Origin of the sequence: Bacillus sp. AFS017336 (assembly GCF_002555445.1) — a bacterium.
GTDB lineage: Bacteria > Bacillota > Bacilli > Bacillales > Bacillaceae_G > Gottfriedia.
The window spans coordinates 110,177-132,455 of record NZ_NUCO01000011.1 but is presented as its reverse complement, the minus strand read 5'-3'; the positions used below and the strand labels follow the sequence as shown (position 1 = coordinate 132,455).

Here is a 22,279-nt window from a genome sequence, read left to right as displayed (position 1 = left end):
GATAAATAATTTTAATGGGTAAAATATAAAGGATTGTTAGAAAAATGATAAGAAAGGACGGATAGGATGGAAAATTCAAAAGACAATTCCCAAAAAACGAGCAGTAATTGTCCAAACTGTAATTCAATGAATGATGGCGAATATTCAAATACTAGCAAGGTAATTCAAGATCATTATGAGTATGAGTGCCCAAATTGTGGAAAACCAGACCTTTTTTATAATAAAAAATAATTTAAAACGACTCTTATGAGTCGTTTTCATGTTGTTGAAAAATGAGTTTGTCAATCAAGGAGTAATTTGTATCAATGTAAAGAAAGCTGAATGATGTTGATTTCCACTACAGGATTCTCGCTTTCCATGGGGCGAGACCTGAGCCTCCTCGGCTTGGCTTGCCTGCGGGGTCTCAGCCTTCCCGCATCTCCCATAGGAGTCGAGAACCCCTCCGTTCCAATCAACTTCTTCAAAATAAAAAAGCAAAAATCTTATTGATTATCTTTACTTAGAGAAAAATAGAAATTAAATTCTCGATTATACTGCTAATATCGGTAAATCGTCTACTTATAAACTAGTAATTGAATTTCTTCTTCAAACAATTAACATTTCAATATTTTTTATTCTGAAAAAGATTCATGACTAAGTTTATTGGTATTGCACATACAAATTATCTATTAAAACAAATAAATAATATCATCAAAAAATTACAAATCTACCTCAAATAGTTCGTCTAATAACATTTTAATTATTGACTATTTTATATTTCAAAACTCTGAATACTGAGTCGTTTTTCCTAAATAAACATGGAAAAAGAATTGCTATTTCAGTCCTATTACCGATTAAGAATATATGAAATCATTTATTGAATTAAATATTAAGTGTGGTGTAACTGTAATTTAAAATTTTCAAAGAATTAACGTGTTTCACTTTTGGCAATCGTTAGTTGTTAAAGAAAATCATCATAAATCAAACCGACTTATAAATCGAGTTTATTTTCATTTATGATCGATGTGATAATATGAAGTGAATCCCATTCTCCGCTTGAAAATTTTATAATTGGGTATTTTTTTGGAAATAGTTTATTTCGGATAACTTCAGCTGAATTCCCTTCTTTTTGTAAAGTTAATACTTTGTGTTTAATAGATAATAAATAGTCTAGTTTTCGTTCAAGCGCTACGCGACCATCTTCTACAAACCCTGCATGATTACAAAATACAACTTGAAAATCATACGATAATACTCTCTCTAATGAGTGAATAATTGTAGGAATACTTTCTTCTGCTAATACGACTTTTGTCCTGTCACTTACAAATAAATCTCCTGTAAATAATTGACCTGTTTCCTGATTTAATAAAGCTTTATGATCTAAAGCATGACCAGGTGTATCAATTACTTTCCATGTTGCATTTCTGGATGTAAACGTTTCAGGCATAGCCTTAGCACGAAACGGCTTTCTTCTCCCCCAAAAGAGTTGTCTATATAAAGGATAATCTGCCCGTCGTGAGCAATAATCAATTGTTTTTTCATTTAAATAAATTGGCAGTTTCTTTGTTTTTTCAATATAAGCTGCACAACCTGAATGATCTTCATGAGAATGAGTTATCATTACTTGATCAAAATCTGCTTCATCAATAAAAGATTCGAAATATCTATGTAAGGACTGCGATCCCGTATCAATTAATACCCCATCCACTAAATAACTGTAAACATTTAATGAAATACTTAGAAATTTAACTTCTCCATTCAAGTATGAGACGCCATTTTTCTCTCCTAAGTATGATTTTTTCTTTAAATACATCAGCTTTCATCTCCTAACTATTAAATCAAAAATCATTTTCAACTAGTTATCTATAGTAACGAATTACAATACGTATAAAATTCCGACCACAGTTATCTCATCTTATTTTATTTTTTAAAATATTCTGCATTTTTACTTTATCATAAAAATGAATGAATAACCACTCATTTTTTTATTTGAAACTGCCAAATTCTCAAATAAAAAAAAGCCGTATAAACGACTTGTCATCTCATTGAACTAACACTCCAGGTTAGTGGCATAAGTACATTTTTAATTTATTAATTGAATGAAACCAAATCAGGGCATAGTGCTATAAAATGTGGTAACAATTTCGTGTATTTCTTATTCAATTAACCTTCTAAATTAGTAAAATCAACAATCTCATTTAACAGCTAATTCAGAATCTAAACAAAAAAAGCAGGAAAGCAAGTTCAATCCCTGCTTCTCCAGCTTTTAAAGTTAAGTATTAAATCACTTTGGTTGCATACGAATTGCACCATCTAAGCGGATTACTTCACCGTTTAACATTGGATTTTCAACGATGCTTTTCGCTAAATGTGCGTATTCTGATGGCTTACCTAGACGTGATGGGAATGGAACCATGTTTCCTAATGATTCTCTAGCTTTTTCTGGTAATACATCAAACATTGGTGTTTCAAATATACCAGGAGCGATGCTCATTACTCTGATGCCATATCTTGATAAGTCCCTAGCAATTGGTAATGTCATACCAGCTACAGCGCTCTTTGATGCACCGTAAGCTGCTTGCCCCATTTGGCCATCAAATGCTGCAACTGAAGCAGTGTTAATAATAACACCTCTTTCACCAAATTCATTTGGTTCGTTGTTAATCATTTGTTCAGCTGCTAAACGAATAACGTTAAATGTACCAACTAGGTTTACATTTATGATTTTTTGGAATGATTCTAATGAATGAATTCCTTCTCTTTTAATTACTTTTTCAGCTAAAACAATACCTGCGCAGTTTACTACTGTATTGATTGAACCATATTTAGTTAAAACATTCTTAAGTGAGTTTTTTACGCTTTCCTCTGATGATACATCCGTTTTTTCAAAACAAACATTCTCTTCACCTAATTCAGCTATTAAGCTAGTAGCTCGCTCTTCATTTAAATCGAAAATAGCAGCTTTCCCACCATTTTCTACGATCATTCTAACTGTTCCTGCACCTAAACCTGATGCTCCACCTGTAACGATTGCGATACTTTCACGAATGTTCATTATAAAATCCCCCAATGTTTTGTTAAAATTAATTTAATCTCTCGATAATTGTTGCATTTGCCATACCATGACCCTCACATATCGCTTGTAATCCATAGCGACCGCCTGTTTTTTCTAAGGCGTTACACAATGTAACCATAACTCTTGCACCACTAGCACCAAGTGGGTGACCTAATGCGATCGCTCCACCAAAAATATTTAATTTTTCAAAAGGTACCCCTAGTTCTTTTTGCCATGCTAAAGGTACAGTTGCAAATGCCTCATTTATTTCAAACAAATCGATTTGATCAATTGTTAAACCACATTTTTGCAGAACTTTTTGTGTAGCTTGAATTGGCCCTGTAAGCATTAATTTAGGGTCTGATCCGATCACAGTTCTCCCTATAATTCTAAACTTTGGCTTAAATCCTAATTGATGAGCTTTTTCTTTACTCATTAAAAGTAGTCCTGCTGCACCGTCACTAATTTGACTTGCATTTCCAGCAGTAACCGAACCAGTTTCGATAAATACTGGTTTTAAAGTAGTTAATTTTTCAATTGATGAGTTTTCTCTCGGTCCTTCATCCTTTGTCACTTTAACAAGTTCACCATCTTGATTATGAACAGAAACCGCAACAATTTCGTCTTCAAAGTAGCCTTGCTTCATCGCTTTTAATGCTTTTTGATGGCTATTATAAGCAAATTCATCTTGCTCTTGTCGAGAGATGTTCCACTTTTCATTAATTCGTTCTGCAGAGATTCCTTGATTAAAGTCACCAAACATACTTGTTAACTTCTCATTCCACTTTGATCCTTTTAAATTTGAAAACATTGGTACTCTTGTCATGCTTTCCACTCCTGCTGCAATGACAATGTCCATATCTCCACTTAAAATTGCTTGCGATGCAAAATGAACAGATTGTTGACTTGAACCACATTGACGGTCAATGGTTACACCGGGCACTTCAATTGGTAGACCCGCTAATAAAGCTGCAATTCTACCAACATCACCTGCCTGTTCACCAACTTGCGTAACACAGCCCATAATCACATCATCTATTTCTTTCGGATCAAATTCATTTCGACTTACTAATTCCTTTAGTACAATCGCAGCTAAGTCATCAGGTCTTGTTTCGCTAAAGCTGCCACCTCTTTTACCAATCGGTGTTCTTAAAGCATCCACAATAACTACTTCTCTCATAAATATGATCCTCCAAATTTAAGTTAGGATTAATTCAAATCTAATTGTTTCGCAATAATTGTCTTCATGATTTCATTTGTACCTGCATAAATTGACATGATTTGAATATCTCTGAAACGTCTAGCAATCTCGTATTCTTCCATATATCCATATCCACCATGTAATTGAAGACACTCAGAAGCCACTTTTTTACCTAAATCAGTAATCCACCATTTTGCCATCGAAACTTGTTTAACAACATTTATGCCTTCCATATGCTTATAAATTAAATCTTCAATGAAAGTGCGACCAATTTCAATTTCAGTTGCTAATTCCACAAGTTTAAATTGAGTATTTTGGAAACCTGCAATTGATTTTCCAAATGCTTTTCTACTTTTCACATATTCAGTTGTCACTTTTAGCATTGCTTCAGCTGAAACTAATGCTTCTAAAGAAACGACTAATCGTTCTTGTTGTAATTTTTCCATTAAGTAGTAGAAGCCTTTTCCTTCTTCACCTAGCAAATTCTTTACAGGCACTTTCGCATCTTGGAAAATTAATTCAGCCGTATCTTGACTGTGAAGTCCTACTTTATTTAATTTCTTCCCTCTAGAAAACCCAACTGTATCTTTTTCGACAACTAATAAGCTAATTCCTTTATGTGCAGGTCGAATTGTCGAATCTGTTTTCACTGCAATAATAATTAGGTCTGAATGGATTCCATTTGTAATAAACGTTTTTTCACCATTTACAATATAGTAATCTCCTTGTTTTACTGCAGTCGTCTTAATATTAGCTAAGTCTGATCCTGCGCCTGGTTCAGTCATAGCAACTGCTGTAATATACTCACCAGAGATACATTTTGGTAGCCATTCCATTTTTTGCTCTTCATTTCCATATGCAGTCAAATAAGGTACAACAATATCATTGTGTAATGCTACACCTACAAAACTTGATCCAACCTTTTCAAGCTCCTCTATAATAATGACAGAATAACCGAAATCAACACCTAATCCGCCATATTTCTCATCAACATATGGACATAAAAATCCTTCGTTGCCTAATTTATCCCAAAATTCTCTCGGAATCATTTTATTTTGTTCCCACTCTTCATAGAATGGTACAGCTTCTTTTTGTAAAAATTTTCTAAGAGCCGTGCGGAAAATTTCATGTTCTCTCGTTAAGTAAGAATGTTTCATAATAAGCCCCCCTAAAAAAATATCACACCATTAAAACGCTTACAAAATTCAAAATACTAAATTTTATAAATATTACATTTGTAATAATCATATGATGTTAAATATAATTTATCAAGGAGCAAAATAAAAAAGAACTGGCTAACCAGTTCTTTTGATAGGAGACAAACTCTTAAAAATAAATCGAATTACCCAATTTTAATCGTAATTTTTCCAAAATTATTACCTTCACCCATTTTTTGTAGCGCACTAATTACATCCACAAATTCAAATGATTGATCTAAAATTGGTTTAATTTTATGTTGTTCAAAGAAAGCTACCATTTGTTCAAACTCTCTTGGACTTCCCATCGTCGTCCCTCTAATATCCATATTTTTAAAGAATACTTTAGGTAAAACTGTTTGAGGAACAGGACCATTCGTTGCACCATATGATACAATTCTTCCGCCTTGCGCAGTTAAATCAATTAAACGATTAAATGACTCACCACCAACTCCATCGATTGTCAGATTAACTAAACCGAATTCCTTACGAAGTTTCTTATACCAATCATTTTCTCGGTAATTAAAACCAGCATTTGCACCTAACTCGATTGCTTTTGCAATTTTTTCCTCACTACTTGAAGTCACGATTACTTTTGCTCCAAATGCAACAGCAATTTGTAATGCGTATAACGCGACTCCGCTTCCAATTCCAGGAATTAATACCACGTCATTTTTCTGTAATTGACCACGGGTAATTAATGATCTGTAAGCAGTAAGTGCCGCTAATGGAATTGCTGCCGCTTCTTCCCATGACAGATATGCTGGTTTTTTATAAACATTTTCAACTGGTAGTTTAAGATATTCAGCAAATGTGCCATTTGAAGGCATACCAAGTACAGTAAATTCCTCTGAATTGATATCGTCACGATCTCCCCAGTTTAAGCTCGGGTTCATAATCACTTCATCACCAACAGAAAAATCCTTTACCGCTTCTCCAACTGCCTCTATAACTCCAGCCCCATCTGAACCTAAAATTGCATCTAATTTCATCCCTGGATACATACCATGAGTAATAAAATAGTCACGTCTGTTTAATGATGCTGCTTTTATTTTGACTACTACTTCATTTCGGTCTAATGTACCAATCTCGACATTTTCCAATTTTAGCGACTCAGGTCCTTTTGTGTCTCTTAAAATATAAGCTTTCAAATCAAATCACTCCTTTTAATAATTTTAAATAAGTCGTAATACCCTTTTTATGTAAATTAAATCTTATTCAATTTTTATTTTACCAAAAAAAGTTAAAATTGGTTTATATAATGAATTGAGTATGAATAGTGGCAATATGAAAATGGATTGATATAGACATAATCGGCTCTTTGCTTGGAAAATTTAATCGTTTTGCTTATTTTTTTTGAATTATGTAGATTCAGCTAACTTCGGTACGTGAAATTCCCATAAATTATAATGATGGATTTTTCAAGTCTCGGCCATAATGTGTACCTTGATCAATATATTTAATAAAAACTGGCTAAAAGTTTTGCTAACAGCTTATATTTTTGCTAGATTTGAATTTTTTTGGAGATTAGCTTGTTTTTATGCTTATTTAACTAATTTTCCATTGATGGGAAAGGCTTATTTGCAGTTTTATATTTTTAAATTGCAGATTAGCTAGTTTTATTTGCAGTTTCATGATTTTTGTTTGCACTTTTAACGATTTTATTTGCAGGTCACGAAATTTAATTGCACTTTCAACAAATTTAATTGCAGTTTCACGATTTTTATTTGCACTTTTGACGTTTTTATTTGCACCAATTTTATTGCTCCTACTATGTTAATTTTAAACTCCTCAAAATACAGCAAGTTAATCTCTAAAATAAATAGCTGTTATTACCCATCTCTATCCTAATATATTAACAAACCATATGTATGAAACTCTCTCTTAGATATATTTTCACTATTAAGAATTAAAATTCTGTAAAATTTTTCCAATCGTTGATATAATCTATTTGTAATTAATTATTAGAACTTTCTAATCACTAAGAGTCTTCTCTAGTCAAAGAGGATCTTAACGTTATTTTGTTCTGAGATTGATATCTTAATTGATCAATTGGAGAGTATAGAGTAACAAAATCGAAGGAGTTAGGAGATGAACTGGTAATAGACTAATGTGAAGGTCTATTAAAAAGTCACTAGCATCACAACTATCAAATTTAGGTGTTTCTGAGTTAAATGAGTGTAAGTAAATTGTTTAGTGATTCTAATACTCGAAATCCTAATGTTGTGATTCTGAATATTTCAACTCCCACCTAGTAAAAATGCTGTAAAATGGTACATTAGCCCTTAAATCCCATCTCAAATTAATTAAAATTATTAAGGAGGTATTCAAATATGATTATGGGGATTATTCTTCTTTTGTTTGGCGGATTACTAATAGCAAATCCTAAATTAATATGGTTTAATACAGAAAGTTGGAAAACGGAAAATTCAACTGATCCATCTAGTTTCTATACTGTTACTACACGTATCGGAGGAATATTGTTAGCACTATTCGCAATATTTACAATCTATGTTTCAACATGGTGATTAGGGGCATTAGATAGAACAATATAAGTAAAACAAATCATTTTTTCAATCCGTCAATTCACCCAATTCAATAAACTTTTCACTCTAGTTTTTCACAAGTTCTTTCCTATTGAAAGAATAGTTACTTAAACTTCTATCCTACTAAAATTAATTTCCACAGGAATAATCTACTTAATTTGAATTAGTACCCTAACTTTATTAAATCACTGCTATTTTCCTACTAATTTAATATCTCATTTTGTCAAAATCTGTTTGATTATTACTAAACATGTCTTTTAGTAGTAGTGAAATAGATGTTTGTTATTTCCTTTATTTCCTCATAAACTATTTATTGTTATTACGATATACTTTCTAAATCTATTAATTTAATATAAATAAAAAAACTCTCACCACTTTGAGAGTCGAAATCAGTTTTCTTATTTTGATAAGAAAAAGATGCCAAGTGCGCTAGGGCCAGTATGGACACCGACTGCTGCTCCAACTGAATTTTCAATGATGTTTTCACTGCCTAGAATCTCCTGTAGCTTTTTTATAAATTGTTCAGTAGAATCGTCTTTTACTCCATACACAACTCCAACAGTTCGTTTAAGTTCATCTTTTCTAATTTTCATTAATTCAAGCATGCGATTTATTGCCTTTTTTCGACCCCGTACTTTTTCAAGTGGTTTAAACTTCCCTTCACTTACTTCCATAATCGGATTTATATTTAACATTCCTCCGAGGAATCCAGCAAATTTACCGACCCGCCCTCCCCGTATTAAATATTGGAGATCTTCTATTGTAAAAATATGTTGTATCTTATTTATATTGTTGTTTAATTCATTGAGTAGATTTTCAAATGGTTCTTCATTATTTATGCTTTCGATTAATTCCATTACTAATACTCCAATTCCAAGTGATACTGATCTAGTATCGATTATCTGAATTGAAGCATTTGGATTGTTTTCCATTATATCTAGTTTAACTAATTGCGCGAAATTATAAGTTCCTGATAAATCCCCTGAGCATGTTAGATATACACAGCTTTGCTCTGTGCTACTTGCGACTAAAGTCTGATAAATTGCATCGTAAGAAGGTAAAGATGAAGTGAAATTCTCTCCATTTTTCATTCTTTCCATTAACTCATGGGCTTTTAAATTTACACCATCCAAATATTCCTTTTCAAATTGGTCATAAATTCTTAAAGGGATTACTGAAATATCGTATTTCTTCAATATTTCAGTTGGAAGATCAGCAGAGCTATCTACAATTAATTTAAGTTTCAATTTAATCACCTCTTCCTAAATTAATCATGTGTTTTTAATCTTATTAAATAGTATTCTAAATATTCAATTAATTATTTTTCATTTAAATTTATTTTTATCGACAAATTTAAGTTAAATGAATTTGAATTTAGTTGAGAAAGAATAGTTCATTTTGTTACACGGTAATTTGAGTAAACTCCATCAATCAAAATAAAACATAAGCGCATTAAGTGCCTTATGCTTTATTTTTTTGTTCTATGAATAAGCTGATTATTTTTCCATAAAGAAGGTTTTTCGCTCAGCAGTAATCCATTTCTCTAAATCGTCCTGACTACGTCTGACAAGCCTATTCACTAATACATCGTGCCATACATAGTCCTCTAATAAGTAAATATGAACAGGGTCATCTGTATAAAATGCAATACTTCGCTCATTGGTTGATGGTCCATAAATCATTTCTTTAGAATCTATAGACAAAATAAACCAATGTTCTGTTGACTTTGTTTCAGTAAAAGGTGTAATGCGATGGATTTCTAGATTTTCAATTGGATCTTCCACGTGTAATGTAATACCTTGAATGGTTACTGTTTCACTCGCCTCAATTAGTTCCTTTTTCAAAACCTCATACATTTCGTCCCACATCGAAATAACAATACGTTTTTCTGCTTTTTTAATTAATGTCACGCAATAGTTAATAATTGTTTTATAGTCTTTTAATGAAATAACACGGTTGTCCATTTTTTCACTAGAGTTTTCTAAACTTTTTAAGGAATCGCTTATTTCTGAATACGTTGATTGCCACTCAGATTGAGCCTTTTGCAAAAAGATTTCAACAGGCAGTGGTGAATATCGAGCCGTGTCATTTATTTCTTCCCTCAAGACAATTCCTTTTTCAACAAGATTACTTAACACATCATAAATTCGTGCTCTTGGTATTCCTGAGTCCTTGCTAACTTGGTAAGCTGTAACCGGACCTTGTTTTACGAGAGATAGATATGATTTAGATTCATATTCGTTAAAACCTAATTTTTTGAGTTGTTGCACTATATTGTCCACTTTCATCACCTTCCAATTATTTTCTTATGTAATAAATTTACAATAACTATTTACAGATAGCAATTAGTTAGTTACTATTTCAGTAGTAACTAAAGTTGAAAGGTTGATAGAAATGCATTTAGACTCATCATTATTAATAATTTTAATTGTTTTTGGATTTTTAGCTTCATTTATTGACTCTGTTGTAGGAGGTGGTGGGCTGATTACACTACCAACATTATTATTTACTGGGTTGAATCCCGCTGTGGCAGTAGCTACCAACAAATTAGCTTCGACTATTGGCTCCTTAACAAGTACATTTATGTTTTATCGTTCAGGTAAGCTCGATCTAAAATCAGTGATTAAATTTTTTCCCCTCACGTTTATTGGTTCATTATTAGGTGCATACACCGTTCATTTGCTAAACCCTGAATTGCTTAAGCCGTTGATGCTAATTATGCTGGCAGTAGTAGCTATTTTTACTATTTTCAAGAAAAATTGGGGAAGCCTTTCATCCCCAAAAAAGTTGCCCACCTATCAGTTCATTATTTTTCTAGTTACCATTTTTGCGATTGGCTTCTATGATGGATTCATTGGCCCTGGAACAGGATCATTTTTAATTTTTTCTTTTTTACTGATTGGTTTTGATTTTTTAAAGGCTGCTGGGAATGCAAAGTTTTTAAACTTCTGTAGTAATATCGCTGGTTTAATGATGTTTATGTTTTTAGGTCAAGTAAACTATACTTATGGAATAATAATGGGAATTGCACAAATTGCTGGTGCGATTTGCGGTTCAAAATTTGCGATAAAAAAAGGAAGTGGATACGTTCGTACGCTGTTTATTTCAGTGACATGTTTATTATTAGCGAAGAATGTTTATGATTATTTTCAATAAGCTTACTACCCGCAATTGATATTATACTTTATTTATACATACGACTGCGATGTCAGAATAATAGAAAGGTGATTCTTTCGTCTGCATTAACTTATAAAAAGGAACTTCTTCTATTCTGTTGAATTTTCTTTTATGAGGTGAAAATGAAATGAAAAAAGGCTTATTTCTCAGTGTTTTTGTATTATTATGTTTACTGACCGCTTGTTCAACGAATTCAAATGAACATGTCTTTAGTCGGCAAATTTATCTATCTTTTGTTGATTCGCCGCATAATACGATTCATGACACAGTTCATGATGGTACAATTCAAGTATCAATGAATCTTGATGGACAGTATTACTCGAAAGGCACTAAAACCATTAAACTGTCTATAGCCAATAATGGAGAACAGCTATTTTATGGAACACCGTATTCGATCGAGCGATTTGATGAAAAAACAGAAACGTGGAAAGAGGTACCCTTTCGAAAAGATTTCCAGTTTAAGCAAATTGGTCTGGTTATTAACCAATCAGAAATAAAAGATGAAACGATTACAATTAGTTCAGCACGTCTTTCAAAACTACTTGAACCAGGTTTTTATCGAGTGATCAAGTCGTTTTCACTAAATGCAGACAAATACGTTAAACTATCTTCTATTTTTCAAATACTTTAATAGGCGTTTTAAACCTTACATATTCTAATCATTCATTCAAAACATAGATGTGGAAATAAAAAAAGAAGTGTCTTATAAATTTACTTATAAGACACTTCTTTTTATTTAAGCATGTAACTTTTCATATTTTGCTATATCATTTTCATATTTCATCGTAATGGCAATATCATCTAAGCCATTTAGTAATTTCTCTTTCCAAACTGGATCGATTGAAAATTCATAGTTCCCAAATATTGTTTTTACTACTTGTTTTTCTAAGTCTACTTCAATTTCTTGCGTTCCATTTAATGTGGATAATTGAGCGCGAATCTCATCATTTAAGACGATTGGCAACATGCCATTTTTTATACAGTTATTGTAAAAGATATCTGCGAAGCTACCCGCAATAACAATGGTAAAGCCATAATCATTTAATGCCCAAGGTGCGTGCTCTCTGGATGAGCCGCAACCAAAATTATTTCCACTTATTAAGATTGAAGCGTTTTTTCTCTCTTCGTAATTTAAAGCGAATGTTTTATTAGGTGAGCGATCGTCATGATATCTCCATTCATCAAATAAGAATTCTCCAAAGCCAGTTCGCTCGATTCGTTTTAAATATTGTTTTGGAATAATTTGGTCTGTGTCGATATTGTCTAGCATGATTGATACTGTTGTACCTTTATGCGTACGTAACGGTTTCATTTGCTTGCTCCTTTCGAATGTCAATAAAATGACCATGAACTGCAGCAGCCGCAGCCATAACTGGACTTACTAGATGTGTTCGTGCTCCTTTACCTTGTCTTCCTTCAAAGTTTCGATTAGATGTAGATGCACAATGTTCTCCAGCTGGTACTTGATCCGGATTCATTGCTAGGCACATCGAACAACCGGCTTCTCTCCATTCAAATCCTGCTTCAATAAATATTTTATGTAGTCCTTTTTCCATTGCTAGATTTCGGACTTTTTTAGAGCCTGGAACAACTAATGCTCGCACGTCTGATTTTACTTTCTTCCCTTTAAGGTAATTTGCTGCTTCTTCTAAATCAGATAATCTAGAATTTGTACAAGAACCGATAAATACATGTTGGACAGGAATTTCGTTAGGTGTAATTTCAGGTTTTAATCCCATATATTCATATGCACGTTCGTAGTTTTCATCTTTAGCTTTTGGAAGAACTTCGTCAATTCTTACGCCCATACCAGGATTTGTTCCCCAAGTTACATATGGTGCAAGTGTTGTCACGTCAACTTCGATTGACTTGTCATATACTGCGCCTTCTTCTGTATATAATTTCTTCCATTCTATCAATTTTTGATCATATGAATTTACTGTAAATTTTCGACCTTTTAAATAATCAAATGTTTTTTGGTCAGGTGCAATCAATCCTGCTTTAGCTCCACCTTCAATCGCCATATTGCAAAGTGTCATACGTTCTTCCATTGTCATATTGCTAACTGCCTCACCGTAAAACTCAATGACATGACCTGTTCCCATTGAAACACCGTAAGTTGCTAATAAATGCAGAATGATATCTTTTGCATATACACCTTTTGGCAGCTTACCATCAAGTTTTACACCCATTGATTTCGGTTTAACTTGCCATAATGTTTGTGTTGCTAATACGTGTTCAACTTCACTTGTTCCTATTCCAAATGCTAATGCTCCAAATGCACCATGTGTAGATGTATGACTATCTCCACAAACAATTGTTTTTCCGGGTTGTGTTAAACCTAGCTCAGGACCAATTACATGGACAATACCTTGTTCTTCATCAGTTATATCGGCTAAAGGAATATTGAATTCATGACAATTATTTCTTAACGTATCCATCTGTTGTTTTGCGATTAAATCTGTAATCACTAATTGATTTACGGTAGGGACATTATGATCCATTGTCGCAAAAGTTAATTCTGGTCTTCTTACATTCCGATTAGATAATCTTAATCCTTCAAATGCTTGTGGTGAAGTTACTTCATGAACTAAATGTAAATCGATATACAAAAGCTGAGGTTTACCTACTTCACCAGTTACGACATGATTTTGCCAAAGCTTATCAAACAATGTTTGTTTCATCGAATTGTACCTCCAACCGTTTGAAATTGTAACTCTTTTAATACTTGATCAGTAAATTCAGTCGTTGAACTTTTTCCGCCTAAGTCACCTGTTAAGTTGCCGTTATTTATTGTATTAACAATCGCATTTTCAATAGAATTTGCTTCATCGACTAAATTAAAATCACGTAGCATCATCGCAACAGACCTTAACATCGCAATAGGATTCGCTTTATTTTGTCCTGCTATATCTGGAGCAGAGCCATGAATAGGTTCATACAATGAAGGTCCATTTCCTGACTTACTTGTCGAAGGTAGCATACCTAGTGAACCTGTAATCATGGAAGCTTCATCACTTAAAATATCACCAAATAAATTTTCAGTAACGATTACATCAAATCTTCTTGGGTTTCTAATTAATTCCATTGCAGCTGCATCTACAAGAATATGCTCAACTTCCACTTCTGGGTAATTTGAACTTAATTCATTGACAATTTTTCTCCAAAGTTTACTAGATTCTAATACATTTGCTTTATCAACTGATGTAAGTTTTCCTTTTCTTGTTTTTGCTAATTCAAACCCATAAGTTACAATTCGTTCAATTTCCGCTCTAGTATAGGAAAGTGTATCTGTCGCTTCATTTTCATTATGAAAACGTGGTTCTGAGAAATAAATTCCGCCTGTCAATTCACGAACAACAACAAAGCTTACATTTCTAACTTGTTCTGATTTTAAAGGCGAATGATTGACTAACTCATCGTATACATCGACTGGACGAATGTTAGCATATAAATTAAGTGACTTTCTTAATCGTAATAAACCACTCTCCGGCCGTTCAACACCTTGATCCCATTTTGGTCCACCAACTGCCGCTAATAACACGGCATCCGAATTTAAACAATTTTCTAATGTTTCTTTCGGTAAAGAAGTACCTGTTTCATCAATAGCATGACCACCAAATAAATTTGTAGAAAAAGTAAAGTTATGTTGATATGATTGTGCAATTTGTTCTAAAACTTGCACAGCTGAACTCATAATTTCTGGTCCGATTCCGTCTCCTGGAAGACATGCGATATTTAATTTCATTTTAGAACCTCCTTTTCGCTCCACTTACTAATAATGTTTAATAAATCTGCATCTGTAATGTCTTTCTTTGTATCTGTTAAAGTCTTAAATTGACTAAAAGCCTCGTTAATAATTTCTTTTGAAAAGTTAAATCCAAGTTCTTTTAGTTTGTCGGAAAAAGCATGACGGCCTGAGTGCTTACCTAATACTAATGAATTAGTAGAAAGCCCAATTAATGATGGCGGAATAATTTCATATGTTGTAGGCTCTTTTAAAACGCCATCTTGATGAATTCCTGATTCATGAGCGAATGCATTTGTACCAACAATCGCTTTATTCTTCTGGACAACCATACCGGTTAGACGACTAACAAGTTCACTTGTTTTCGTAATTTCATGTAATCGTAAATTCGTATTTTTACGATATACATCTTCTCTAATATGTAGTGCAACTGCAATTTCTTCTAGTGCTGCATTTCCTGCTCTTTCGCCAATTCCATTAACTGTACACTCTACTTGATTTGCTCCAGCCTGAATTGCTGCTAATGAGTTTGCTACTGCCATACCTAGATCATCATGACAATGACAAGAAAAAACCGCTTTATCGTAAGAAGGAACATGTTCTTGTAAATATTTAAATAAATCGTAGTATTCAGAAGGACTAGTATACCCTACTGTATCTGGTATATTGATAACATCTGCACCGGCTTTAATCGCAGTCTCTGCAAATTCTGCAAGAAATGCCCGATCAGTGCGACATGCATCTTCAGCTGAAATTTGTACTTTTGGAAAAAAAGATTTAGCTAATGAAACACAATGTTTAGCAGTTTCCAAAACTTCTAATCTCGTCATATTTAACTTGTATTTCATATGGATATCACTTGTCGCTAAGAAAATATGAAGTCTCGGTTCTGCTGCATTTTTTAACGCATCCCATGCTGTTTTAATATCTGAATCTTTTGCGCGAGAAAGGCTAGAGACGGAGACAGAACGAATCTGTCTCGCAATCTCTTGAACACCTAAAAAGTCACCTTCTGAGGAAGCGGCAAAACCAGCTTCAATGATATCAACACCTAAAGACTCTAGTTGTCTTGCAATTTCGAGTTTTTCAAATCGATTTAAATTAACCCCTGGAGATTGTTCGCCATCACGTAATGTTGTATCAAGAAACTGAATTTTACTCATTTTTTATTTCACCTCGACCTTTTCTTTTCTTTGGATAAATGGCATCATTGCACGAAGTTTTTCGCCTACTTCTTCTAATTGATGTTGTTTTTCACTTTCATTAATTTCATTGAATACTGGACGACCATTTTTATTTTCGTTAATCCAGCCTTTTGCAAATGTACCATCTTGGATTTCTGCTAAAATATCTTTCATCGCTAATTTTGATTCATTTGCAACGACTCTTGGACCAGAAACGAAATCGCCCCACTGAGCAGTATCAGAGATCGAATATCTCATGTAGCTCATTCCACCTTCGTACATTAAATCAACGATTAGCTTTAATTCATGCAAACATTCAAAATATGCTACTTCTGGTTGGTATCCTGCTTCTACTAACGTTTCAAATCCTGATTTTACTAATGATGTTACACCACCACATAATACCGCTTGCTCTCCAAATAGATCTGTTTCAGTTTCTTCTTTAAATGTTGTTTCAAGTACTCCTGCTCTTGTTGAACCAATTCCTTCAGCGTAAGAAAGAGCTACGTTTTTTGCTTCACCAGTTACATCTTGGTATACAGCAAATAATGCTGGAACTGCTGCACCATCGACAAAAGTACGTCTTACAAGATGTCCTGGTCCTTTTGGAGCTACTAAGAATACATCTACATTTGCTGGAGGAACAATTTGATCAAAATGAACATTAAATCCGTGTGCAAACGCAAGCGCATTACCATTTTCTAAGTAAGGTTCGATTTCATTTTTATATACATTTGGTTGATGCTCATCTGGTAATAAAATCATTACTACGTCCGCTGCTTTTGAAGCCTCTGCAACAGTAGTTACATGTAATCCATCATTCACAGCAGCATCCCATGATTTTCCAGGTCGACAACCAACTACAACCTTATGTCCATTGTCATGTAGATTTAAAGCGTGTGCGTGACCTTGTGATCCATACCCAATTACTGCAATCGTTTTCCCTACTAATACGTTTTCCAACACATCTGTACCATAATAAACTTTAGCCATTTTTAAATTCCTCCAATTTTTTTGTTTGTTTTATTTTTTTATTTTAATAAGAGAGTAGCTTTTGAGCATGCTCCTTATGTTTAGCAGATCTAGTAAATGCAGTTACACCTGTACGAGCTATTTCTTTTAGTTCGAAAGGTCTTAATAATTCAATCAAAGCCTCAACTTTATCAGAGGTACCAGTTACTTGAACGACAATCTGATCTCGACTTACATCAATAACGGATGCTCGAAATGGTTCAATTAAGCTGTAAATTTCATTTCTAGTAGTAGCATTTGTACTTACTTTTATTAATGCTAGTTCTCTAGCAATAACTGAATCTTCAGTTATATCAGCTACTTTTATGACATCAATTTGCTTATGAAGCTGTTTAATCAATTGTTCAACTTGTTGAAGATCATCTACATGAACGACAAACGTAATTCTCGAAATATGATCTTGTTCTGTATGACCTACAGAAATACTTTCAATATTAAATCGCCTTCTGGAAATAACCCCTGTAATTCTATTAAGTACGCCACTGTTATTTAATACAGTCGATGTAATGACTCGTTTCATTATTTCACCCCTTCCATTTCGTGAATCCCTTTACCTGGTGGAACCATTGGTGTAACGATTTCAGCTTGATGTACTCTACAATCAATTAATACTGGTCCATCAAATTCAATAGCTTCTCTTAATTGATTTTCAACTAAACTTGGATCTGATATCGTTATTCCTTTAATGCCATATGCTTCTGCAAGTTTAGTAAAACTAGGTTGGCAGTCTAATAGAGAACTAGAGAAGCGGTCATTATAAAACGCTGATTGCCACTGTCTTACCATTCCTAGAGCAGCATTGTTTAAAATTAAAATTTTGACTGGTAAATTATGTTCCTTAATCATGCTCATTTCTTGCAATGTCATTTGAAATCCAGCATCACCAACGATTGCTACAACTAGTTCATCGGGTTTTGCAAATTGTGCACCAATTGCTGAAGGTAATCCAAATCCCATCGTTCCAAGTCCACCAGATGTGATCCATTTATGTGGTTCTTTAAATGGATAATACTGAGCAGCCCACATTTGATGTTGACCTACATCTGTAGAAATAGTAGCTTTCCCCTTTGTAATTGAGTGGAGTAAAGTTAAGACCGTTTGTGGTTTAATCACCTCACTACTTGCTTCATACTGTAAAGGAAAGTCTTCTTTACGATTTTTAAGGAGCTCAAGCCATTCACTATGATTCTGTTTATCTACCTCTTGTTTTAACAAAACCTTTAGTACTTCTTTAGCACATCCAACGATTGGAATATTTGTTGGAATAACCTTGTTTATTTCCGCTGGATCGATATCGATATGTGCTACAACTGCATTTTTAGCAAAGTGTACTAAATTGCCTGTTAATCGATCATCAAATCTTGCTCCGATATTAATGAGCAAATCACTTTCGTACATTGCCATATTTGCTGTATAAGTACCGTGCATCCCACCCATTCCAAGGAATAATTCCTCATTTGCTGGAAATCCACCTAAGCCTAACAATGTATTAACTACTGGGAGATTAAACTTTTTTATAAATTCAGTAAACTCTTCTGCCGCTTTTGCATGTAAAATGCCTGCACCTGCTAAGACAACTGGTTTTTTTGCTTTTTCAATCGCAGCTACGAGCTTTGTAATTTGAATAAAATTTGGTTCATATGTCGGTTGATAACCTGGTAATTGAACTTCTACTTCGTCTTTTTTCACTCCTTTTTCAGCCATCATATTTTTAGGTAGATCAATTACAACTGGGCCTTGTCGGCCGGTTGAAGCAATATGAAATGCTTCTTTTACGATTTGTGGAACATCTTCTACATTTCGTACTTGGTAGTTGTGTTTTGTAACTGGCATTGTTATTCCAATAACATCTGCTTCTTGAAAGGCATCAGTACCAATTACATTTGTAGCAACCTGGCCAGTGAAAACAACTAAAGGTAGGGAATCCATCATCGCATCTGCTAGACCTGTTACCACATTTGTTGCCCCAGGACCACTCGTAGCAATTACTACACCTGGTCGACCAGTTACTCTTGCATATCCTTCTGCCGCATGGATTGCACCCTGTTCGTGTCTTGATAGAATGTGGGGAATATCAGCATCATAAAGTGCATCATATAATGGTAATACTGCCCCTCCAGGGTAACCAAAAATCATTTCAACATTTTCTTCTTTCAAAGCATCAATTAATAAATTTGCACCTGACTTCTGTTTTGACAGAGTTCTCATCGAATGATGACTCATTTCTAAATTTCCCTCCATTTTCGGATAAAATTTATCCATTTATTCGCAATAAAAAAAGCCATGACTCCACACTTCAGCAGATGCTGAAGGGGCGAAAGACTTTTCGCGGTACCACCCTTCTTCTTAGGTTAATAACCTAACTTTGGGATTTTGGATAACCAAAATCTAGCTATAACGTCGCCAACGTTCAGGCCTACAAATAATTTTTCAGCCTGACACTCAAGAGTGAGTTTCATTAATCAAGGCCATCGGTTCACACCATCCACCGACTCTCTGAAGATCCTTTTCATAACTACTTTTCTCTTTCAATGCTTTTTCATATTTTTAAAATTCCACCTGTATTAGCAGAAGTAACTAATTTTGCATATCTTGCTAAATAACCTGTTTTTACTTTCGGTTCATGCAATTCAACTGATTGTTTTCGAGTTTCTAAAACTTCATTTGAAACTGATAATGTAATACTTCTTGATAAAAGATCGATAATAATTTCATCACCGTCTTCAATATATGCGATTGGTCCACCTTCAGCTGCCTCTGGAGAAATATGTCCTATCGCAATTCCTCGGGTAGCACCTGAAAAACGACCATCTGTAATTAAAGCAACCTTTGTTCCTAGTCCTCTACCAACAATTGATGATGTTGGTGCGAGCATTTCAGGCATTCCAGGTCCTCCTTTTGGACCTTCATATCGAATTACAACGACATGCCCTTCTTTTACGAGCCCTCCATCAATTGCTTCAACCGCTTCATCATGTGAGTTAAAACAAATTGCTTCGCCTATAAACGTTTGAATTGAAGGGTCAACAGCACCTACTTTAATAACTGATCCATCTGGCGCAAGATTACCATGTAATATTGATAATCCTCCTGTCTCAGAATAAGGATTTTCTTTTTTACGAATTACTTCACTATTTGAGATTGTAGCTTCTTGCACATTCTCGAATAAAGTTTTTCCTGTAATCGTAATGCGATCACTATTAATTGCTCCTGGTATTGTAGTAAGTTCTTTAATTATTGCTGGAACTCCGCCTGCTAAATGCACATCATGCATTGAGTAATGCGAAGCGGGACTAATTTTTGATAAGTAAGGTACTCTTCTCGCTACGTCATTAATATCTTTTAAGTCGTATTCAATTCCTGCTTCGTTTGCAATTGCCATTAAGTGTAAAACTGTGTTTGTCGAACCACCCATTGCCATATCTAATGCAAACGCGTCATCAATTGCCTCTTTTGTAATAATGTCTCTTGGCTTAATATCTTTTTCAATACAGTCCATTAAATGATTGGCTGCATCACGAATTAATTTATGTCTGTCTTTACTAGTTGCAAGGATTGTTCCGTTGTATGGTAGTGCTACACCAAGCATTTCCATAATGCAATTCATTGAATTTGCTGTAAACATTCCTGAACATGATCCACATGTTGGACATGCCGATTTTTCAATATCGAGTAATTCTTCAACACTCATTTTTCCTGATTTAAAAGCTCCAACCCCTTCAAATACTGAAACAAGAGATAAAGCCTTTCCGTCTTTAGAAAGCCCACCAGCCATTGGTCCACCAGATACGAAAACCGCTGGTACATTTGTACGAACAGATGCCATCAGCATTCCCGGTGTGATTTTATCACAATTTGGCATATAGAATACTCCATCAAACCAATGTGCATTAACGACTGTTTCAGCAGCATCAGCAATAATTTCCCTACTAGGGAGAGAGTACCTCATTCCAATATGCCCCATTGCGATTCCATCATCGACACCAATCGTATTAAACTCAAATGGTACTCCACCAGCATCTCGAATCGCTTGTTTTACTACATCGGCCATTTCTCTTAAGTGAATATGACCTGGTACTATATCAATATATGAATTACAAACTGCAATAAACGGTTTATGAAAATCTTCTTCTTTGACGCCTGCCGCTAATAATAAACTACGATGCGGCGCTCGATCGATTCCTTTTTTTATCATGTCACTTCGCACAATTCATCACCCTTGTTTTACGTAAATTTTTTCTCCGTCTTCTACTACTAATTGACGAAATGCTTGTAATAAACGCTGTGTATTTGGACCAGGTTTACCATTACCAATCACTCGACCATCTACTTTAGATACACCAATTACTTCGGCTGCTGTTCCTGTTAAGAAAACTTCATCTGCAATATAAACATCATGTCTAGTAAATAATTTTTCTTCTACCTCATAACCTAATGTGTCGCCTAGTTCCATAATTGCATTTCTTGTAATTCCTTCTAATGCACCTGCTGAACTTGGTGGAGTTATTAACCTATTTCCTTTTACTAAGAAAACATTATCTCCTGACCCTTCAGCTACGAAGCCTTGATCATTTAGCATTAGCGCTTCTTGAACACCTGCTAATTTAGCTTCAATTTTTACTAATATATTATTTAAGTAATTTAAAGACTTAATTTGTGGATTTAATACATCACTTCGATTTCTTCTCGTTGCTACTGTTACAATTTCCATCCCATTGTCATATAGTTCTTGTGGAAAAAGTGCTAGTTGTTCTGCAATGACAACTACATTTGCTCTTAAACATGAAGCTGGATCTAATCCTAAATTTCCTTCACCTCTTGAGACTACGAGTCGAATATAACCACTATGTAAGTTATTACGATTGACTGTTTCAACAACAATTTGAGTTAATTCTTCCAAAGAATAAGGAATCGTTAATAAAATTGATTTTGCTGATTCGTATAATCGAATTAGATGTTCTTTTAAGCGAAATACATTACCTTCATATACGCGAATTCCTTCGAATACTCCATCTCCATATAGATATCCATGATCATATACAGAAACTTTAGCATCCTGCTTTTGAACGAATTCACCATTTAGAAAAATCTGCTGGGCTGTCACGGTTAATCCTCCTCAAGAGTTAAAATATTTGTACTTACTTTATTCCAATCTCAGAAA

18 protein-coding genes, 1 pseudogene and 1 other annotated feature are annotated in these 22,279 nt (G+C 34.0%); of the genes and pseudogenes, 3 read left to right on the top strand and 16 right to left on the bottom strand.

The genetic code is table 11. The features are described from left to right. Positions 1 to 970: 970 nt before the first annotated feature. The 5 genes from CN601_RS05575 to CN601_RS05555 all read right to left on the bottom strand — a co-directional run bounded on the left by CN601_RS05575 (position 971) and on the right by CN601_RS05555 (position 6,582). On the bottom strand, positions 971 to 1,792 hold the full coding sequence (locus CN601_RS05575) for an MBL fold metallo-hydrolase (protein ID WP_098170392.1): 822 nt from the start codon (positions 1,790 to 1,792) through the stop codon (positions 971 to 973). A 471-nt stretch (positions 1,793 to 2,263) separates the two neighbouring features. Further along, positions 2,264 to 3,034 carry a 3-hydroxyacyl-CoA dehydrogenase gene (locus tag CN601_RS05570; RefSeq protein ID WP_098120810.1) on the bottom strand — a complete coding sequence of 257 codons (771 nt, stop codon included), beginning with the start codon at positions 3,032 to 3,034 and terminating at the stop codon, positions 2,264 to 2,266. Between the two features lie 28 nt (positions 3,035 to 3,062). Beyond that, positions 3,063 to 4,214 (bottom strand): thiolase family protein, encoded by a 1,152-nt coding sequence (locus tag CN601_RS05565; RefSeq protein WP_098120811.1) that lies wholly within the window; start codon positions 4,212 to 4,214, stop codon positions 3,063 to 3,065. Positions 4,215 to 4,243: 29 nt separating this feature from the next. Further along, positions 4,244 to 5,392 carry an acyl-CoA dehydrogenase family protein gene (locus CN601_RS05560; RefSeq protein ID WP_098170391.1) on the bottom strand — a complete coding sequence of 383 codons (1,149 nt, stop codon included), beginning with the start codon at positions 5,390 to 5,392 and terminating at the stop codon, positions 4,244 to 4,246. Between the two features lie 185 nt (positions 5,393 to 5,577). Continuing rightward, complete coding sequence (locus CN601_RS05555) at positions 5,578 to 6,582, bottom strand: zinc-dependent alcohol dehydrogenase family protein (protein ID WP_098170390.1); 1,005 nt, start codon at positions 6,580 to 6,582, stop codon at positions 5,578 to 5,580. A gap of 1,182 nt (positions 6,583 to 7,764) precedes the next feature. Between CN601_RS05555 and CN601_RS05550 the strand changes: the two genes are divergently transcribed. Then, positions 7,765 to 7,959 (top strand): DUF6199 family natural product biosynthesis protein, encoded by a 195-nt coding sequence (locus tag CN601_RS05550; RefSeq protein ID WP_098170389.1) that lies wholly within the window; start codon positions 7,765 to 7,767, stop codon positions 7,957 to 7,959. Between the two features lie 416 nt (positions 7,960 to 8,375). On the opposite strand, the gene CN601_RS05545 is transcribed toward CN601_RS05550, so the two are convergent. Both CN601_RS05545 and CN601_RS05540 read right to left on the bottom strand, forming a co-directional pair. After that, positions 8,376 to 9,224: a DegV family protein gene (locus CN601_RS05545; protein ID WP_179865448.1), complete on the bottom strand. Its 849-nt coding sequence runs from the start codon at positions 9,222 to 9,224 to the stop codon at positions 8,376 to 8,378. 249 nt (positions 9,225 to 9,473) lie between these two features. Then, positions 9,474 to 10,259, bottom strand: coding sequence for a TrmB family transcriptional regulator (locus CN601_RS05540; protein WP_098170387.1), 786 nt, complete (start codon positions 10,257 to 10,259; stop codon positions 9,474 to 9,476). 112 nt (positions 10,260 to 10,371) lie between these two features. Between CN601_RS05540 and CN601_RS05535 the strand changes: the two genes are divergently transcribed. Both CN601_RS05535 and CN601_RS05530 read left to right on the top strand, forming a co-directional pair. Then, on the top strand, positions 10,372 to 11,133 hold the full coding sequence (locus CN601_RS05535) for a sulfite exporter TauE/SafE family protein (protein WP_373604955.1): 762 nt from the start codon (positions 10,372 to 10,374) through the stop codon (positions 11,131 to 11,133). Between the two features lie 148 nt (positions 11,134 to 11,281). Continuing rightward, positions 11,282 to 11,785 (top strand): immunoglobulin-like domain-containing protein, encoded by a 504-nt coding sequence (locus tag CN601_RS05530; RefSeq protein ID WP_098170386.1) that lies wholly within the window; start codon positions 11,282 to 11,284, stop codon positions 11,783 to 11,785. A gap of 105 nt (positions 11,786 to 11,890) precedes the next feature. Here CN601_RS05530 and leuD read toward each other — a convergent pair whose 3' ends face one another. The 9 genes and pseudogenes from leuD to ilvE form a co-directional block, all read right to left on the bottom strand. After that, positions 11,891 to 12,466 carry a 3-isopropylmalate dehydratase small subunit gene (gene leuD, locus CN601_RS05525; RefSeq protein WP_098170385.1) on the bottom strand — a complete coding sequence of 192 codons (576 nt, stop codon included), beginning with the start codon at positions 12,464 to 12,466 and terminating at the stop codon, positions 11,891 to 11,893. Beyond that, entirely contained in the window at positions 12,444 to 13,838 is a 1,395-nt protein-coding gene (gene leuC / locus CN601_RS05520) for a 3-isopropylmalate dehydratase large subunit (RefSeq protein WP_098120818.1), read from the bottom strand. Before leuC ends, leuD begins: the two co-directional genes overlap by 23 nt. Then, on the bottom strand, positions 13,835 to 14,902 hold the full coding sequence (gene leuB, locus CN601_RS05515; protein ID WP_098120819.1) for a 3-isopropylmalate dehydrogenase: 1,068 nt from the start codon (positions 14,900 to 14,902) through the stop codon (positions 13,835 to 13,837). Before leuB ends, leuC begins: the two co-directional genes overlap by 4 nt. Positions 14,903 to 14,943: 41 nt before the next feature. Further along, a pseudogene (locus CN601_RS05510) lies at positions 14,944 to 16,065 on the bottom strand (2-isopropylmalate synthase); the annotation flags it as partial. Between the two features lie 3 nt (positions 16,066 to 16,068). After that, positions 16,069 to 17,079: a ketol-acid reductoisomerase gene (ilvC, locus tag CN601_RS05505; protein ID WP_098170383.1), complete on the bottom strand. Its 1,011-nt coding sequence runs from the start codon at positions 17,077 to 17,079 to the stop codon at positions 16,069 to 16,071. A gap of 43 nt (positions 17,080 to 17,122) precedes the next feature. Further along, positions 17,123 to 17,638: an acetolactate synthase small subunit gene (gene ilvN, locus CN601_RS05500; RefSeq protein ID WP_098120822.1), complete on the bottom strand. Its 516-nt coding sequence runs from the start codon at positions 17,636 to 17,638 to the stop codon at positions 17,123 to 17,125. After that, a complete protein-coding gene (gene ilvB / locus CN601_RS05495; RefSeq protein WP_098170442.1) occupies positions 17,638 to 19,326 on the bottom strand; it encodes an acetolactate synthase large subunit in 1,689 nt (562 codons plus the stop codon). Before ilvB ends, ilvN begins: the two co-directional genes overlap by 1 nt. A 99-nt stretch (positions 19,327 to 19,425) precedes the next feature. Next, positions 19,426 to 19,659, bottom strand: a binding site (T-box leader). Further along, the gene (gene ilvD / locus CN601_RS05490; protein WP_098120823.1) at positions 19,658 to 21,325 is read right to left on the bottom strand and encodes a dihydroxy-acid dehydratase; all 1,668 of its coding nucleotides are present in this window, start codon (positions 21,323 to 21,325) and stop codon (positions 19,658 to 19,660) included. (Overlaps the previous feature by 2 nt.) A 6-nt stretch (positions 21,326 to 21,331) precedes the next feature. Next, the gene (gene ilvE / locus CN601_RS05485; protein WP_098120824.1) at positions 21,332 to 22,222 is read right to left on the bottom strand and encodes a branched-chain-amino-acid transaminase; all 891 of its coding nucleotides are present in this window, start codon (positions 22,220 to 22,222) and stop codon (positions 21,332 to 21,334) included. Between the last annotated feature and the right edge of the window lie 57 nt (positions 22,223 to 22,279).

Coding starts and splice junctions, on each gene's coding strand:
- CN601_RS05575 (WP_098170392.1), bottom strand. CDS start 1,792: ATGTATTTAAAGAAAAAATCATACTTAGGAGAGAAAAATGGCGTCTCA.
- CN601_RS05570 (WP_098120810.1), bottom strand. CDS start 3,034: ATGAACATTCGTGAAAGTATCGCAATCGTTACAGGTGGAGCATCAGGT.
- CN601_RS05565 (WP_098120811.1), bottom strand. CDS start 4,214: ATGAGAGAAGTAGTTATTGTGGATGCTTTAAGAACACCGATTGGTAAA.
- CN601_RS05560 (WP_098170391.1), bottom strand. CDS start 5,392: ATGAAACATTCTTACTTAACGAGAGAACATGAAATTTTCCGCACGGCT.
- CN601_RS05550 (WP_098170389.1), top strand. CDS start 7,765: ATGATTATGGGGATTATTCTTCTTTTGTTTGGCGGATTACTAATAGCA.
- CN601_RS05535 (WP_373604955.1), top strand. CDS start 10,372: ATGCATTTAGACTCATCATTATTAATAATTTTAATTGTTTTTGGATTT.
- CN601_RS05530 (WP_098170386.1), top strand. CDS start 11,282: ATGAAAAAAGGCTTATTTCTCAGTGTTTTTGTATTATTATGTTTACTG.
- leuD (WP_098170385.1), bottom strand. CDS start 12,466: ATGAAACCGTTACGTACGCATAAAGGTACAACAGTATCAATCATGCTA.
- leuC (WP_098120818.1), bottom strand. CDS start 13,838: ATGAAACAAACATTGTTTGATAAGCTTTGGCAAAATCATGTCGTAACT.
- leuB (WP_098120819.1), bottom strand. CDS start 14,902: ATGAAATTAAATATCGCATGTCTTCCAGGAGACGGAATCGGACCAGAA.
- ilvC (WP_098170383.1), bottom strand. CDS start 17,079: ATGGCTAAAGTTTATTATGGTACAGATGTGTTGGAAAACGTATTAGTA.
- ilvN (WP_098120822.1), bottom strand. CDS start 17,638: ATGAAACGAGTCATTACATCGACTGTATTAAATAACAGTGGCGTACTT.
- ilvB (WP_098170442.1), bottom strand. CDS start 19,326: ATGAGAACTCTGTCAAAACAGAAGTCAGGTGCAAATTTATTAATTGAT.